The 14,903-nt window shown below is 63.6% G+C and carries 11 protein-coding genes; 6 read left to right on the forward strand and 5 right to left on the reverse strand.

Translation table 11 applies throughout. From position 1 onward, the window contains the following. Positions 1 to 339 precede the first annotated feature (339 nt). Genes CQ041_RS18130 through CQ041_RS18150 form a run of 5 tightly spaced genes read left to right on the forward strand, consistent with a single transcriptional unit; the run spans position 340 to position 6,751 of the window. Entirely contained in the window at positions 340 to 1,989 is a 1,650-nt protein-coding gene (locus tag CQ041_RS18130) for an ABC transporter substrate-binding protein (protein ID WP_105523872.1), read from the forward strand. Continuing rightward, positions 1,986 to 2,975 (forward strand): ABC transporter permease, encoded by a 990-nt coding sequence (locus CQ041_RS18135; protein ID WP_105523873.1) that lies wholly within the window; start codon positions 1,986 to 1,988, stop codon positions 2,973 to 2,975. Before CQ041_RS18130 ends, CQ041_RS18135 begins: the two co-directional genes overlap by 4 nt. Further along, positions 2,972 to 3,835: an ABC transporter permease gene (locus CQ041_RS18140; protein WP_105523874.1), complete on the forward strand. Its 864-nt coding sequence runs from the start codon at positions 2,972 to 2,974 to the stop codon at positions 3,833 to 3,835. Before CQ041_RS18135 ends, CQ041_RS18140 begins: the two co-directional genes overlap by 4 nt. Then, complete coding sequence (locus CQ041_RS18145) at positions 3,832 to 5,541, forward strand: ABC transporter ATP-binding protein (RefSeq protein WP_105523875.1); 1,710 nt, start codon at positions 3,832 to 3,834, stop codon at positions 5,539 to 5,541. The genes CQ041_RS18140 and CQ041_RS18145 overlap by 4 nt, the downstream gene beginning before the upstream one ends. Before the next feature lie 34 nt (positions 5,542 to 5,575). After that, positions 5,576 to 6,751 (forward strand): acyl-CoA dehydrogenase family protein, encoded by a 1,176-nt coding sequence (locus tag CQ041_RS18150; protein WP_105523876.1) that lies wholly within the window; start codon positions 5,576 to 5,578, stop codon positions 6,749 to 6,751. Between the two features lie 135 nt (positions 6,752 to 6,886). Here CQ041_RS18150 and CQ041_RS18155 read toward each other — a convergent pair whose 3' ends face one another. The 5 genes from CQ041_RS18155 to CQ041_RS18180 all read right to left on the reverse strand — a co-directional run bounded on the left by CQ041_RS18155 (position 6,887) and on the right by CQ041_RS18180 (position 13,367). Further along, positions 6,887 to 8,209: an FAD-binding oxidoreductase gene (locus CQ041_RS18155; protein WP_163002602.1), complete on the reverse strand. Its 1,323-nt coding sequence runs from the start codon at positions 8,207 to 8,209 to the stop codon at positions 6,887 to 6,889. Between the two features lie 341 nt (positions 8,210 to 8,550). Continuing rightward, positions 8,551 to 10,128, reverse strand: coding sequence for a glutamine-hydrolyzing GMP synthase (gene guaA / locus CQ041_RS18160; protein ID WP_016977685.1), 1,578 nt, complete (start codon positions 10,126 to 10,128; stop codon positions 8,551 to 8,553). 81 nt (positions 10,129 to 10,209) lie between these two features. After that, positions 10,210 to 11,679 carry an IMP dehydrogenase gene (gene guaB, locus CQ041_RS18165; RefSeq protein ID WP_016977684.1) on the reverse strand — a complete coding sequence of 490 codons (1,470 nt, stop codon included), beginning with the start codon at positions 11,677 to 11,679 and terminating at the stop codon, positions 10,210 to 10,212. A gap of 229 nt (positions 11,680 to 11,908) precedes the next feature. Beyond that, positions 11,909 to 12,457, reverse strand: a complete 549-nt coding sequence (locus tag CQ041_RS18175) for a sugar ABC transporter ATPase (protein WP_105523879.1) — start codon at positions 12,455 to 12,457, stop codon at positions 11,909 to 11,911. A gap of 142 nt (positions 12,458 to 12,599) precedes the next feature. Further along, positions 12,600 to 13,367 (reverse strand): sulfite exporter TauE/SafE family protein, encoded by a 768-nt coding sequence (locus tag CQ041_RS18180; RefSeq protein ID WP_105523880.1) that lies wholly within the window; start codon positions 13,365 to 13,367, stop codon positions 12,600 to 12,602. Between the two features lie 154 nt (positions 13,368 to 13,521). On the opposite strand from CQ041_RS18180, the gene xseA reads away from it, so the two are divergent. Continuing rightward, positions 13,522 to 14,901, forward strand: coding sequence for an exodeoxyribonuclease VII large subunit (xseA, locus tag CQ041_RS18185; protein ID WP_105523881.1), 1,380 nt, complete (start codon positions 13,522 to 13,524; stop codon positions 14,899 to 14,901). Positions 14,902 to 14,903: the final 2 nt, after the last annotated feature.

Here is a 14,903-nt window from a genome sequence, read left to right on the forward strand (position 1 = left end):
GCAGTAAGCGTGCCATTACCGAGTTCACTGTTATTTCGCCGACTGTAGACTACGCCGCCTGACCAAGGGGTGTGTATAAGTCGAATAACTGCGTGGTCACTGTTGCACGGCAAACACTTTGCTACAGGGTCTGCGCAATAACCCTACGCCAACCAAGTCGTTGACCACTCACACTAGAACTTGTCGGCTCCCCCCAAGTGTTGCCAGGGCAACATCGGCGAGTCAGTTTGCGCCTTTATCAACGTTACTTTATTCATGCACAGCCTGTTTTTGGCGCCTTAAACCCTTGGCATAACTCATGCAATGCAACTTTCCCCGCACTTGAGGTCGCCTGCGCCCATGCAACCATTACGTACTTTCAGGCTTTATCGCGCCATCGCTGTCGGCAGTTGCAGCCTGTTACTGGCCGCCTGCGACCACACCGCCCCCACTGCGCAGCGCAGCGCGCAGCCAGTGAGTGGCGGCACCTTGATCTACGCCACGGACCGCGAACCCACCTGCCTCGACCCGCACGTGGCCGGGGACATGCCGCAAGTGTTTGTCGGCCAACAGTACCTCGACTCGCTGGTGTCGATGGATGCCCAAGGGCAGATCGGCCCGTGGTTGGCGACCCGCTGGGAGATCTCGCCGGATGGCCTGACCTACACCTTCCATTTGCGCAACGACGTGCATTTCACCGACGGCACACCGTTCAACGCGCAGGCGGTCAAGGCCAACCTCGACCACGTGACCAACCCGAAAACCCAGTCGAGCACCGCCGGCGGCTACCTGCGCCAATACGTGCGCACCGACACGCCGGACGAGTACACCGCCGTGGTCCACCTGGCCACGCCTTACGCAGCGTTCCTCGAGGTACTGGCGCAGGCGTTCCTGGGCATCGAGTCGCCCACCGCCCTCGCCCGCCCGCGGGATGTGAATTGCGAGAGCCCGGTGGGCACCGGCCCCTTCAAGGTGGCGCGCTGGGACCGGCAGAACCAGGTCGAGCTGGTGCGCAACCCCGACTACAATTCCGCGCCACCCACCGCCCAGCATCAGGGCCCGGCATACCTGGAGCGGGTCATCTGGAAATTCATCCAGGAGCCCTCGGTGCGATTCGCCTCGCTGCAAGCCGGTGAAGTCGACGTGATCGAGGCCCTGCCGCCGGAATCCCACGAGGCTGCGCGGCGCAACCCGGACCTGTCGCTGATCATTGCCCAGCGCCCCGGCAACCCCACCAACGGCACGTTGAACACCCGTCGTGCGCCGTTCGACGACGTCAAGGTACGCGAGGCCTTCGTTCGCAGCGCAGACGTGGAAGGCGCACTCAAGAGTGTGTACTTCGGCGAATTCCCCCGCGCCGGCTCGCCCTTGAGCAGCGCCACACCGTTCTATAGCGCGGACTTCGAACACGCTCAGGACTACGACCCCGCACGCGCCAATCGCCTGCTCGACGACGCCGGCTGGACCGGCCGCGACGCCGACGGCTATCGCACCCGCAACGGCAAGCGCCTGCGGGTCGTCGTGACCCTAGGCAACCGCGCACCGCCGTCGGAGTTGACGCTGTGGGAACAGGTGCAGGCCACCACCCGCGAGACCGGGTTCGAGCTGATCCTGGACCAGATGAGTGACGTGCAAGCCACCAAGCGCCAGGCCGATTGGGACTACGACATCAACCTCGGCTACTGGAACACCAACACGGCGGACGTGCTGCGGATCATCTTCAGCAGCGCGTTTATCCAGCCCGCCGGCGTCGGTGGTTACCACCAGAACTCCGCCGGTTTCAACAACAAGGTCTTCGACGATGTGCTGCAACAGGCCCTGGCCACCCAGGACCCGCAACAACGCAAGACCCTGTACCGGCAGGCCCAAGCCACCGCATCGGCGAACTACCTGCAACTGACCACCTACCCGCAAAGCACACGCCTGGGCATCTACAAGACCACCCAGGGCGTGCGCCTGGAAACCTCGCTGGCGGTGACCTACCTGTACGACGCATGGGTGAATAAATGAGCACGATCCCGTTGAACCACACGGCGCCCCATCCGCGCCGCGAACGCTTCACCCGCCTGGGCCGTCGCGCCCTGCTGCGCCTGGGCGGCGGCCTGTTGGTGCTGTGGGCGGTGGCAACGCTGACCTTCTTCGCGCTGCGCTTGATGCCCGGTGATCCGGTGCTGGCCATCCTCGGCGGCGCCAGCGGCAACCCCACCCCGGAAACCATCGCCGAAGCCACCCGCGAGTACGGCCTGGATAAACCCATCGGCGTGCAGTACCTGGTGTACCTGGGCAAATTGGTACAGGGCGACCTGGGAGTGTCCTACTCCCAGCACCAGCCGGTCACCCACGTGCTTGCCGAGCAGTCCGGGCCAACGTTGGAATTGACCCTCGCCTCCCTGGCCCTGGCCTGGCTGCTGGTGCTTGCACTGACTGTCGTGACTGCCGGCCGCCAGCAATGGCTGGGACGCCTGGCCTCGCTGGCAGAAACCCTTGCCGCCGCGCTGCCGAACTTCTGGCTGGGCATTTTGTTGCTGGCGGTATTCGCCTTCGGCCTGCGCCTGTTCCCGCCCGCCGGCAGCGACGGCTGGCGCACGCTGGTCTTGCCGTCACTGGCGCTGGCGATTCCACTGGCTGGGTTTATCGCCCAGGTCACCCGTGAGTCCCTGGAGCTGACCCTCGAGCAACCCTTCATCCTCACCGCCCGCACCCGCGGCCTCAGCGATGTGGCGGTGCGCTTCAAACACGCGCTGCGTCACGCAGTGTTGCCGGGGTTGTCGTTGTCTGGCTGGGCCATCGGCGCGTTGATCAGCGGCGCGGTTGTGATCGAAGTGATTTTCTCGCGCAAGGGCCTCGGCCGGCAGTTGTACCAGGCCGTGCAAGCCCAGGACTTGCCGCTGACCATCGGCATCAGCCTGGTGGTCGCCGCCGGTTATGTGGTCGCCAACCTGTTGGTGGACCTGCTGTACCACTGGATCGATCCACGCCTGGAGCCTGTCGCATGACGCAATTGACACTTGAAGCGCCCGCCCTGCCGCTGCGCGTGCAACGCCAGCCTCGGCGCTGGCGTGTGGGTACCTGGGTCGCCTTTGCCTTCCTGGTTTTTGTGGTACTGGCGGCGCTGTTCCCGCAGTGGTTCGCCCACAGCGACCCGCTGCGCATCGTGCCACGCGAGGCCTTCCATGCGCCGAGCTGGGCGCATTGGTTCGGCACCGATCAGTCGGGCCGGGACATTTTCTCGCGGGTGATCCACGGCAGTCGCCAGTCGCTGTTTATCGGTGTAGCGGCGACGTTTATCGCCATGAGCATCGCGATTGTCCTGGGCCTGCTCGGTGGCCTCGGCGGGCCGCGTACCGACCGTGGCGTCGGTTGGTTGCTGGAGATCCTGTTCGCGTTTCCAAGCCTGGTATTGGCGCTGCTGTTCGTGGCGATCTTCGGCAGCGGCATCGGCCCGCTGATCATCGCCACCGGCATCGGCGCGGCGCCCGGTTATGCGCGCATGGTGCGCGGGCAAGTGCTGGCGGTGCGTAACGCCGGCTACATCGAAGCAGCCCGCGCCCTCGGTCACCCGCCCCTGCGCACGATCCGCCGGCAGTTGCTGCCCAACGCCATGCGCCCGCTGATCGTCACGCTGACCATGGGCATCGGCCAGGCCATCGTCTGGGCCTCGGCCCTGAGCTTTCTGGGCCTGGGCGCCAAACCGCCTGCGCCGGAGTGGGGAACCATGTTGTCCATGGGGCGCGACTTCGTAGCCAACGCCTGGTGGCTGACGTTTTTCCCTGGGCTGTTCATCGTGCTCACCACGCTGTCGACCACGGTGGCTGGCCGCTACCTGCAACAACGCCTGGAGGGCCGCCTGACATGAGCGATAAACGTCTGATCGTCGAGGGCTTGAACATCGATTTCGCCGGCAAGCGCGTGGTGCATGACCTGTCCTTCACCCTGGAACCAGGGCAGACCCTGGCGCTGGTGGGCGAGTCCGGCTCGGGCAAGAGCGTCACCGCCCGCACGCTGATCGGTCTCACCGCCGCCAATGCGCAAGTCAGCGCGCGCACCTTGAGTTACGGTGGGCAGGACCTGCTCAGCTTGTCGGAACGCCAGTGGCGCGACGTGCGTGGCAGCCAGATAGGCTTCGTGCTGCAGGACGCCCTGGTGTCCCTCGACCCGCTGCGCCCGGTGGGCAAGGAAATCCTCGAAGTGCTCAAGACCCACCGCTGGGGCGACCGGCGCAGCCGTCGCGAGCGCGTGCTGGAACTGCTGCACCGGGTCGGCGTGCCCGAACCCGAACTGCGCGCCTTGCAGCGCCCGGACCAACTCTCCGGCGGCCTGCGCCAACGGGCGTTGATCGCCAGCGCGCTGGCCCTGGACCCTGGCCTGGTCATCGCCGATGAACCCACCACCGCACTGGATGCCACGGTGCAGGCGCAGATCCTCGGTGTGCTGCAAGACATCAAGGGCCGGGGGGATTCGCTGCTGATCATCAGCCACGACTTGGCCGTGGTCGCCCAACTGGCGGACCAGGTGTTGGTGCTACGCCACGGCGAAGTGGTGGAGCAAGGCCCGATGGAACAGGTGCTGCGCAATCCACGCCATCCTTACACCCGCTCCTTGCTGGACGCGGTGCCGGCGGAGCATCCACGGGGGGCGCGCCTGTCGCCGGGACGCGAGCCTGAACCCGTGGCCGCCCGGCCCGAATCCGGCGCCTTGCTGTTGCAGGCGCGTCACTTGGGCAAGCGCTACATCGGCCCCGACCGCCAGCTGCGGCAAGTGGTCGACGACGTCAGTTTCGACCTGTACGCCGGGCGCACCCTGGGGATTGTCGGCGAGTCGGGATCGGGCAAGTCCACCGTGGCGCGCATCGCCCTCGGGCTGCTGGAGCCCGACGCCGGCAGTGTGCGGTTCCTTGACCAACCCTGGGCCGGCACCGGTGAGGCCGCGCCCGCAGAGAAGGATCGTCGCGCACGCCGCCGTGAGATCAGCGTGATCTATCAAGACCCGCTCAGCTCGTTCGACCCGCGCTGGAGTGTCGGCCAGATCCTCGCCGACGCACTCGACGTGGCGGGTGTTGCGCCCGCCGAGCGAGACCGGCGCATCACCCGGCTATTGAACCAAGTGCGGCTACCCGCCGACCTCGCCAGCCGCCGCCCGCTGCAGTTGTCCGGCGGCCAGCGCCAGCGCGTGGCGATTGCCCGTGCCATCGCCAGCAACCCCAGGGTGATCGTGTGCGACGAACCGGTGTCGGCCCTCGACGTGTCGGTACAGGCCCAGGTGCTGGACCTGCTCGCCGACCTGCAAGCCGAACTGGGCCTGGCCTATCTGTTTATCTCCCACGACCTCGGTGTGATCCGCCATGTCAGCGACGAGGTGCTGGTGATGCGCCAGGGCCAGGTGGTGGAAAGCGCCGCTGTCGAGGACCTGTTCAACCATCCCCAACACGACTACACCCGCCGCCTGCTCGGCGCCGTTCCGCGCTTGCCGGGCGCCGGCGTAACGCTGGTGGTGCCGGCGCTGGAGCCGGAAAGCGCGGTCTTGCTCTTCGACGAATCACGCCTGTGGAAAATCGCGATTTAAGCCGCTCGCCATTGATCAATTTCAAGGAAATGCCATGAGTACCGTCACTGAACTGTCTGCCCGCCTCGACGCCCTGTTGCCCGAGATCGCGCTGGGCGCCGCCGAGCGCGAGCGCAATCGCCAATTGCCCTACGAAGCGGTCGCAAGCCTGGCCAAAGCCGGCCTCTACACCACGCGCATCCCCACGCAATACGGCGGCCCGGGTGGCAGCGTAGAAGATGTGATCGGCCTGCTGGTGCGCATCGCATCGGTGGACTCCAACGTCGCCCAAGCCTTGCGCCCCGGCCTGGGGTTTGTCGAAGGCTTGCTCGCCTCGCAGGCCGATGACGCCGAGCAGGAACGCGAGCGCTGGTTTGCCCGCTACCTGGAAGGCGCGGTGATCGGCAATGCCGGCTGGGAAATCGGTGCCGCCAATGGCACGGTGAGTGCGCGCATCGTGCGCGACGGCGAGCACTATCGCGTCAACGGCAGCAAGTATTACAGCACCGGTTCGTTGTATGCCGACTGGGTCAGCGCGGTGGCGCTGGACGAAGAAGACCAGCCGGTGTCGTTCATCCTGCCGCGCGGCCGCGAAGGCCTGGACCTGCTGGACGACTTCGACGCCATGGGCCAGCGCCTCACCGCCAGCGGCACCACGCACCTGAACAATGTGCAGGTGTACGCGAGCGAGGTTCGCACGCGCACGGTAGAGGACGGCACGCGCACCATCGTCACGCCGTTCCTGCAATTGTTCCTCGCCGCCGTCGAAGCCGGGATCGCGCAGAATGCGCTGACCGACGCAGTGGCGTTCGCCCGCGACCACGCGCGGCCGATCAAGCACAGCACGGCGTCGCGCTCGGTGGATGATCCGTATGTGGAGTTGAGCATCGGCGATATCAGTGCCCGAGCCTACACGGCCCAGGCGGTGGTGGTGCGTGCGGCACAGTCGATTGATCGTGCGTGGGCGCAGGGGCTGAGCACGGCGTCTGTCGACCAGGCGGCCATCGAAGCCGCACAGGCGCAGTACATCGGTGCAGAGTCGGCACTGAAGGCCGCAGAGTTGCTGTTCGATGTGGGGGGTGCGTCGACCACCGGGCGCAGCCATAACCTTGATCGTCACTGGCGCAATGCGCGCACGGTGGCGAACCACAATCCGCGCCACTGGAAGGCCGCGGCGGTTGGCGCATGGCAGCTCAAGGGCACGCCACCGCCGACGTCGGGGCTTTTTTAAGCGGGGTGGATGATCACGGTGATGCGACGACGTTCGATGAGCTTGGCGTCCGCGCTGAACGTGTCGAAGGTGATAGAGGACTGTGGTGAGCGGGCTGCCCCGCTCACCAGCAAATTGTGGAGAGACGTGCGTTACTCAGCCTTCGAGGCCGGCGTCGGACTGGCCTTTGCGCAGGGTAAAATTCACCCCGATCGACAGCAGCGGCTGAGGTGGATTCCACGCGGGCTTCGGCGCGCTCAGCAAGTAGTCGGTGAGACTTTCGCGCTTGCCCGCCAGCAGGTTGGCCAGCAGCGTACCGGTGGCAGTACCACGCACGGTGCCCAGGCCGTTACAACCCAGTGCGCCATAGACGTTCTCACGTAGCTCACCGAAGAAACCGGCGCCGTTGCGGGTCATTGCCAGGCCGCCTCCCCACGTATGTTCGAAAGGCACATCCTTGAGCGTTGGAAAACGACGCTCGAATGACAGACGGTGCGCCGCACGGACTTTTTCCGGGTAGCCAGGCTTGGCGCGGCCGTCCGGGTTGAAGCTGAAGCTGTTGCGCACCAGGATGCGGTTGTCGTGGGTACGCCGCGAGGTGGTGCCGAACGGGTCGGCCGGGATCACGCCCCAGAAGTCCTTGCCGCCGATGCTCGCTTGTTCAGCGGGCGTCAGTGGGCGGGTCAGACTGCCGTAGGTGAAGATCGGCAGCATGCGGCCTTGAAGGAAGCCGAAATACTGACCGAACGCGTTGTTGGCGAGGATCAACTTGTCGGCGGTGATGCGCCCGGTGGCGTGGTGCAGCACAGTCTTGACGCCGTAGTCGACGGCGGTGATCGGCGTGTCTTCGTAAAGCTTGACGTTGGCCGGCAGCGAGTCGGCAAGGCCTTTCACCAGAGCCGACGGCTGGACCAGCATGGTGCCTGGCGTGTACAGCGCTTTGCGGTAGAACGACGTGCCGATGTGGTCGCGCAGCTCATTGCCTTCGATGATCTCGCACGGCTGGCCGAGTTTTTCCAGGCCACCACGATAGGCGTTGAGCACCGCAATGCCCTTGTCTTCCACGGCAGCCTGATACTTGCCGGAGTGCCGCAGTTGCGCGTCGACGATCTTATGCTCCTCCACCTGGTCGCGCAGGATCGACTGGCCGCGCTGATTCAATTCCAGCACGTGCTTGGCGATGGTCTGGTCACCGATGTAGTCCGGCGCGCCGATGTCGTGGGGCACATCGATCAAGAAACCGGCGTTACGGCCAGAAGTACCGAACCCGACTTGCTGGGCTTCCACCAAAATGACGTCGTCATTCGGGAAATTCAGCGCCAGCTGCCGAGCCGCCGCCAAACCGGTAAAACCTGCACCCACCACCACCCATGGGGCACTGGCATCACCGATCAGCGGCGCTTTTGGCTGACGCAGACGGCTGGTGTGGAACCAGCCTGGGCTGGCGTCATCGGCCGGCAGCGAAGCAATGCGATGCAGCGACGAGGGGTCGGCGGGTAACCCGTCAGACAACAACGATGCAGCCCCGCCAGCCGCCACAACCCCGGCGCCCACGCCGGCGCCGATGAGTACACTTCTTCTTGAAACAGGCATGTTAATCCCACTCGATTCAAAGGGTTACATATAGAATAATATTTGTATACACAATGTATTATTCTTCATGTGAGCCGTCAATCTTGGGATGTGGTCGCCACACGCTCTGCGCAGGCAACCCCGCGCTTACCCCTGAGGGGGATGGCAGAAATAGCGTATTCCAGATGCACAAAACCCCGGCACATGGCCGGGGTTTTGTTGTTCAGCATTTACCTGCTAGCGCGGGATCATTCCCACTCAATCGTCGCCGGCGGCTTGCTCGACACGTCATACGTCACGCGCGAAATGCCTTCGATCTCATTGATGATACGGCCGCTGACGGTTTCCAGCAGTTCGTATGGCAGGTGTGCCCAGCGGGCGGTCATGAAGTCGATGGTTTCGACGGCACGCAGGGCCACGACCCACGCGTAACGACGGCCATCGCCGACAACGCCCACGGATTTCACCGGCTGGAACACCACGAATGCCTGGCTGACCTTGTGGTACCAGTCGGCCTTGCGCAGTTCTTCGATGAAGATGTGGTCGGCGCGACGCAGCAGGTCGGCGTATTCCTTTTTCACTTCACCGAGGATCCGCACGCCCAGGCCCGGGCCCGGGAATGGGTGGCGGTAGACCATGTCGTAGGGCAGGCCGAGCTCCAGGCCCAGACGGCGGACTTCGTCCTTGAACAGTTCGCGCAGCGGCTCTACCAGCTTGAGGTTCATTTCCTCAGGCAGGCCACCCACGTTGTGGTGGGACTTGATCACGTGGGCCTTGCCGCTCTTGGCGCCGGCCGACTCGATCACGTCGGGGTAGATGGTGCCCTGGGCGAGGTACTTGATGTTGTCCAGTTTGTTGGACTGGGCATCGAACACGTCGATGAAGGTGCGACCAATGATCTTGCGCTTCTTCTCTGGGTCGGACTCGCCGGCCAGGTTGTTCAAGAACTGATCTTCAGCGTTGGCGCGAATCACCTTGACGCCCATGTTCTCGGCGAACATGGCCATCACCTGCTCGCCTTCGTGCAGGCGCAGCAGGCCGTTGTCGACGAAGACGCAGGTCAGTTGGTCGCCGATGGCTTTGTGCAGCAGGGCAGCAACTACCGAGGAGTCAACGCCGCCGGACAGGCCGAGCAGCACGTTGTCGGTGCCCACTTGGGCGCGCACCTGGGCAATGGCGTCTTCAGCAATTTTCGATGGGGTCCACAGGGCTTCACACTCGCAGATGTCGAGGATGAAGCGCGACAGGATGCGTCCGCCTTGCTTGGTGTGGGTCACTTCCGGGTGGAACTGCACGCCGTAGTAACGACGCTCGTCGCTGAACATGCCGGCGATCGGGCAGCTCGGGGTGCTGGCCAGGATGTGGAAGTCTTCCGGCATCTTGGTGACCTTGTCACCGTGGCTCATCCACACGTCGAGGCCGAACAGGCCATCGGCGTCGACGTGGTCTTCGATGCCGTCCAGCAGGCGGCTCTTGCCGACCACATCCACACGGGCATAACCGAATTCACGCAGTTCGGAACCTTCAACCTTGCCACCCAGTTGCTCGGCCATGGTCTGCATGCCGTAGCAGATACCGAAGACCGGCACGCCCAGGTCGAACACCGCTTGTGGGCAGCGCGGGCTGTTGGCTTCGTGCACGGACTCGGGGCCACCGGCGAGGATGACGCCTTTCGGTGCGAATTCGCGGATCGCTTCGTCATCCATGTCGAACGGGTGCAGTTCGCAGTACACGCCGATTTCACGCACGCGGCGGGCGATCAGCTGGGTGTACTGGGAACCGAAGTCGAGGATCAGGATGCGGTGGGCGTGAATGTCGAGGGCCATGAAGTCAGTCTCGTCTAATGAATCAGAAACAACTCGGGGCTGAAAGAACAGCCCCGGTTACTTAACGTTTTGCTGGAAGCCTCAACCTACGCGGTAGTTTGGCGCTTCCTTGGTGATCTGCACGTCGTGGACATGGGATTCAGCCATACCGGCGCCGGTGATCCGCACGAACTCTGGTTTAGTGCGCATTTCTTCGATGTCGGCGCTGCCGGTGTAACCCATCGAGGAGCGCAGGCCGCCCATCAGTTGGTGGATGATCGCGCTCAGGGTGCCTTTGTAAGGCACACGGCCTTCGATGCCTTCCGGTACGAGCTTCTCGGCGCCTGCCGAAGAGTCCTGGAAGTAACGGTCGGAAGAGCCCTGCGCCTGGGACATGGCGCCCAGCGAACCCATGCCACGGTAAGCCTTGTAGGAACGGCCCTGGAACAGTTCGATCTCGCCTGGCGCTTCTTCAGTACCGGCAAACATCGAGCCCATCATCACGCAGGAGGCACCGGCCACGATGGCCTTGGACAGGTCACCGGAGAAACGGATGCCGCCGTCGGCGATCAACGGCACGCCAGTGCCTTCAAGGGCAGCGGCGACGTTGGCGATGGCGCTGATTTGCGGCACGCCAACACCGGCGACGATACGGGTGGTGCAGATCGAGCCTGGGCCGATACCGACCTTGACGGCGTCCGCGCCCGCTTCGGCCAAAGCCTTGGCGGCAGCGCCGGTGGCGATGTTGCCGCCGATCACCTGCACATCAGGGAAGTTCTGCTTGACCCAACGCACGCGGTCGATCACGCCTTTGGAGTGACCGTGGGCAGTGTCGACCACCACCACGTCAACACCGGCAGCAACCAGCGCCGACACGCGGTCGCCGGTGTCTTTACCGGTACCCACCGCAGCGCCAACGCGCAGACGACCCTGGTCGTCCTTGCTGGCCAGCGGGTAAGCCTTGGCTTTTTCGATGTCGTTGACGGTCATCATGCCTTTGAGGGCGAATTTGTCGTCGACGATCAGTACGCGCTCGATGCGGTGCTTGTGCAGCAGTTCGCGCACGTCGTTCTTGTCGGCGCCTTCCTTGACAGTGACCAGACGCTCTTTGGGCGTCATCACTTCACGGACGGTGACTTCAAGACGGTTTTCGAAACGCACGTCACGGGAAGTGACGATGCCGACCAGGTCGCCATCGTGCAGCACCGGAACACCGGAGATGTTGTGCAGGCGGGTCAGGTCGAACAGGTCACGCACGGTGGCGTCGGCTTCGATGGTGATGGGGTCTTTGACCACACCGGCTTCGTAGCGCTTGACCTTGCGCACTTCGGCAGCTTGCTGCTCGATGGTCATGTTCTTGTGGATGATGCCGATGCCGCCTTCCTGAGCCATGGCGATTGCCAAACGGGCTTCGGTGACGGTGTCCATGGCAGCGGAAACCAGTGGAATATTCAGCTCGATGCCACGGGTTAGGCGGGTCTTGAGACTGACTTCGTTAGGAAGCACCTCGGAATAACCGGGCACTAGGAGAATGTCGTCGAATGTCAGAGCTTCTTGGCTGATACGCAGCATCGCGGGGGCTCCCGAGCGGGAAAATGGAAGCGCGCCATTATATACATGCACCCTGCCGGGCTCAATGTAAAACTCTGACATATTTGGGAATACTGATAGATGGGGAACCCTTGCGGCTTTTCTGTAGGAGCGAGCTTGCTCGCGAAAAACCCAAGAGCACCGCGTTGAACCTGACTGCCCGCGTTATCGTTGACGATTTTCGCGAGCAAGCTCCCTCCTACAAAAAGGGTTACAACTCGACTTTGACCCAGCTCATCTTCTGGTCCAGCCAATCGGCGAATTCGTCGATAAAACTCTGCTTGAACCCCGCTTCCGCCCAGTTGTTGAAGATGAATCCCAGGTTGGAAAAACCGCATTCCTGCAGGAACAGGAAGCCGTTGATGTCATCTTCATGCCCGCACAACGGGCAGGTGAAGTTGTCGGTGTGGCCGGGCATCCAGTCTTCCAGGCTGTCGAACAGGGCTTCGCCGACTTCCTTGCGGCATTCCGGGCAGCCGGCTTCTTCAAGAAAGCCCTTGGCCGGGGTGTAGATGCAGCGCTTGTAAATTATTTCCAGGCCGTTGACCGGTTCGTTGAACGGCAACGCTTCGGGGTACAGCACCACGGCGCGGGCGCCATCGGCCAGCGCGTAACCCATGCGATTGCCGGTGCGGCCACAGGTGGTGAGTTCTTCCTTGATGATGTTCTTGCGCACCAACCAGCGCACGATGGCCCGGGCGCGGGGTTCGTGGACGGGCAAGGTGGAGATTTTCGGGACAAGGATGCTTTGGGAGTTCATGGGAGTCCTGCGGTGTGGCGTCTGGCCTCATCGGGGGCAAGCCGCCTCCCACAGTTGAATGGTGAATGCTTTCAAGTGTGAGAGGGGGCTCGTCCCCGATGAGGCCCTAAAGGCAGGCAGCTTAATCCCTGCCCCACACAGGTCAAGTACTCAGATAGCGCCCGATCAGCGCAATGCCACTGGCCAGCACCAACCAGGTCACCAGCCTGACGAACGCCTCCCGCGACAGGCGCATCGTCACCCGACGCCCCAGCCAGAGCCCCAACGCCATCGCCGGCAAGAGACACAGCGCCAACATCAGCAGAGGCCAATCCGCATACACCCCGGCAACTAAAAACAAACTCAGGCGCACCACCGTGCTGCAACTGATCAATGCGCTCTGGGTGGCGCGCGCCGCGTCCTTCGGCAAGCGGCTGTTCAGATAGATCGCATAGAGAAAACCGCCACTGCCAAACAGCGCCCCGAACAATCCGCCCACCGTGCCCATGGGCACCGACCACCCCGCCGCCAACTGCGTCGGCCGCGCTTTCACCGCCAGGCTGTAGATCGCATAGGCACTGATAAACAGCCCCATGAGCAGCAATAACAGGTCGGAATGCACGTTGAGCAAAAACACCACGCCCAGTGTGCAGCCAATGGCCATGCACGGCAGCAGGCGCAGCAGCTCCGGCTTGTTCACGTCCCGCCGCGACTGCAGCAGGTTGCCGAATGCTGCGACAAAGTCCAACAGCACCAGCAACGGGATGATCTTCGACAGCGGCATGAACAGGATCAGCAGCGGCCCCGCCACCAGCGCAGTGCCGAAACCCGCGATGCCAAACACGATATAAGCCACCACCACGCCCAGGCCAATCACCAGCCAATCCATACCGCCAAACGACCATTGGCTCATCAGCTCAACTGGGCTCATGGGTTATTCCTTTAAATAGACAGCCTCCACTTTAGCCATGGACGCAGGTTGCGACGACTGTCTTCAACGCCTTCCACCAATTTGGTACGGCGTGACACCTGATCTCTACCCGCCAATTGCGTTACGTCCTCGAAATGCCTATAAACTGCCGCCCATGATTAAAGATCCTTTTGCCCGACTGGGCCTGGACCGCGAAGTCCTGACTGTCAGCCAGCTCAACGGCCGCGCGCGGGTGTTGCTGGAAGACGTGTTCACCAATATCTGGGTCGAAGGCGAGATCTCCAACCTCGCCCGCCCGGCCTCTGGGCATGTGTATTTCACCCTCAAGGACAGCGGTGCGCAGGTGCGTTGCGCGCTGTTTCGCAACAACGCGGCGCGGGTTCGCCAGGCGTTGAAGGATGGCCTGGCGGTGAAGGTGCGCGGCAAGGTCTCGTTGTTCGAGGGTCGTGGTGATTACCAACTGATCCTGGATACCGTGGAGCCAGCCGGCGACGGTGCGCTGCGCCTTGCCTTCGACGCGCTGAAGGAAAAGCTCAGCGCCGAAGGCCTGTTCAGTGCCGAACGCAAAGTGGCGCTGCCGGCGCACCCTCGGCGCATCGGCATCATCAGCTCGCCGACGGGTGCGGTGATCCGCGACATCATCAGCGTATTCCGCCGCCGTGCGCCCAACATTCAGCTGACCCTGATCCCCACCGCCGTGCAAGGCCGCGAAGCGATCCCGCAGATTGTGCGCGCGCTGAAACTGGCCGATGCGCGCGGCTTTGATGCGCTGATCCTGGCCCGTGGCGGCGGCTCGCTGGAAGACCTGTGGTGTTTCAACGAAGAGGCCGTGGCCCGTGCGGTGGACGCCTGTGTGACGCCAATCGTCAGCGCCGTCGGCCACGAGACCGATGTGTCCATCAGCGATTTCGTCGCCGACGTGCGCGCCCCTACCCCTTCCGCCGCCGCTGAATTGCTCGCGCCGGACGCCAGCCACCTGGTGCGTCAGGTCGAGAACCTGCACCGCCGCCTGGTGATGCTGATGCGCAACCGCTTGCGCCACGACCGCCTGCGCCTGGAAGGCATGGCCCGACGCCTGCGCCATCCTGGCGAGCGCCTGCGCCAGCAAGCCCAGCGCCTGGACGACCTGGACATGCGCCTGCGCCGCGCCTTCGAGCGCAGCCTCAATACCCGTCGCGAGCGTCTGATCCGCCTGGAAACCCGTCTCGCCGGCCAACACCCCGGCCGCCAACTGGCCCTGCTGCGCCAACGCCTGGACAGCCTGGCCGAACGCCTGCCCCGCGCCATGCGCGAAGGCCTCAAGGCGCGGCGCCTGCAATTGCAAAGCCAGATGCAGACGCTGCACGTGGTCAGCCCGCTGGCGACCCTGGGCCGGGGCTACAGCATCCTGCTGGATGAACGCGGCCAGGCCATTCGCAACGCCGCACAAACCCACACCGGCCAGCGCCTGACCGCGCGCCTCGGTGAAGGCCAATTGCAGGTGCGGGTGGAAGACAACCACCTCACACCCGTTACCCTTTCGTTATTGGATTGATT

This window comes from Pseudomonas sp. MYb60, from assembly GCF_002979555.1.
Taxonomy (GTDB): Bacteria; Pseudomonadota; Gammaproteobacteria; order Pseudomonadales; family Pseudomonadaceae; genus Aquipseudomonas.

Excerpts from the sequence above, each read along its gene's own strand:
- CQ041_RS18130 (WP_105523872.1), top strand. The coding sequence starts at position 340 with ATGCAACCATTACGTACTTTCAGGCTTTATCGCGCCATCGCTGTCGGC.
- CQ041_RS18135 (WP_105523873.1), top strand. The coding sequence starts at position 1,986 with ATGAGCACGATCCCGTTGAACCACACGGCGCCCCATCCGCGCCGCGAA.
- CQ041_RS18140 (WP_105523874.1), top strand. The coding sequence starts at position 2,972 with ATGACGCAATTGACACTTGAAGCGCCCGCCCTGCCGCTGCGCGTGCAA.
- CQ041_RS18145 (WP_105523875.1), top strand. The coding sequence starts at position 3,832 with ATGAGCGATAAACGTCTGATCGTCGAGGGCTTGAACATCGATTTCGCC.
- CQ041_RS18150 (WP_105523876.1), top strand. The coding sequence starts at position 5,576 with ATGAGTACCGTCACTGAACTGTCTGCCCGCCTCGACGCCCTGTTGCCC.
- guaA (WP_016977685.1), bottom strand. The coding sequence starts at position 10,128 with ATGGCCCTCGACATTCACGCCCACCGCATCCTGATCCTCGACTTCGGT.
- guaB (WP_016977684.1), bottom strand. The coding sequence starts at position 11,679 with ATGCTGCGTATCAGCCAAGAAGCTCTGACATTCGACGACATTCTCCTA.
- CQ041_RS18175 (WP_105523879.1), bottom strand. The coding sequence starts at position 12,457 with ATGAACTCCCAAAGCATCCTTGTCCCGAAAATCTCCACCTTGCCCGTC.
- CQ041_RS18180 (WP_105523880.1), bottom strand. The coding sequence starts at position 13,367 with ATGAGCCCAGTTGAGCTGATGAGCCAATGGTCGTTTGGCGGTATGGAT.
- xseA (WP_105523881.1), top strand. The coding sequence starts at position 13,522 with ATGATTAAAGATCCTTTTGCCCGACTGGGCCTGGACCGCGAAGTCCTG.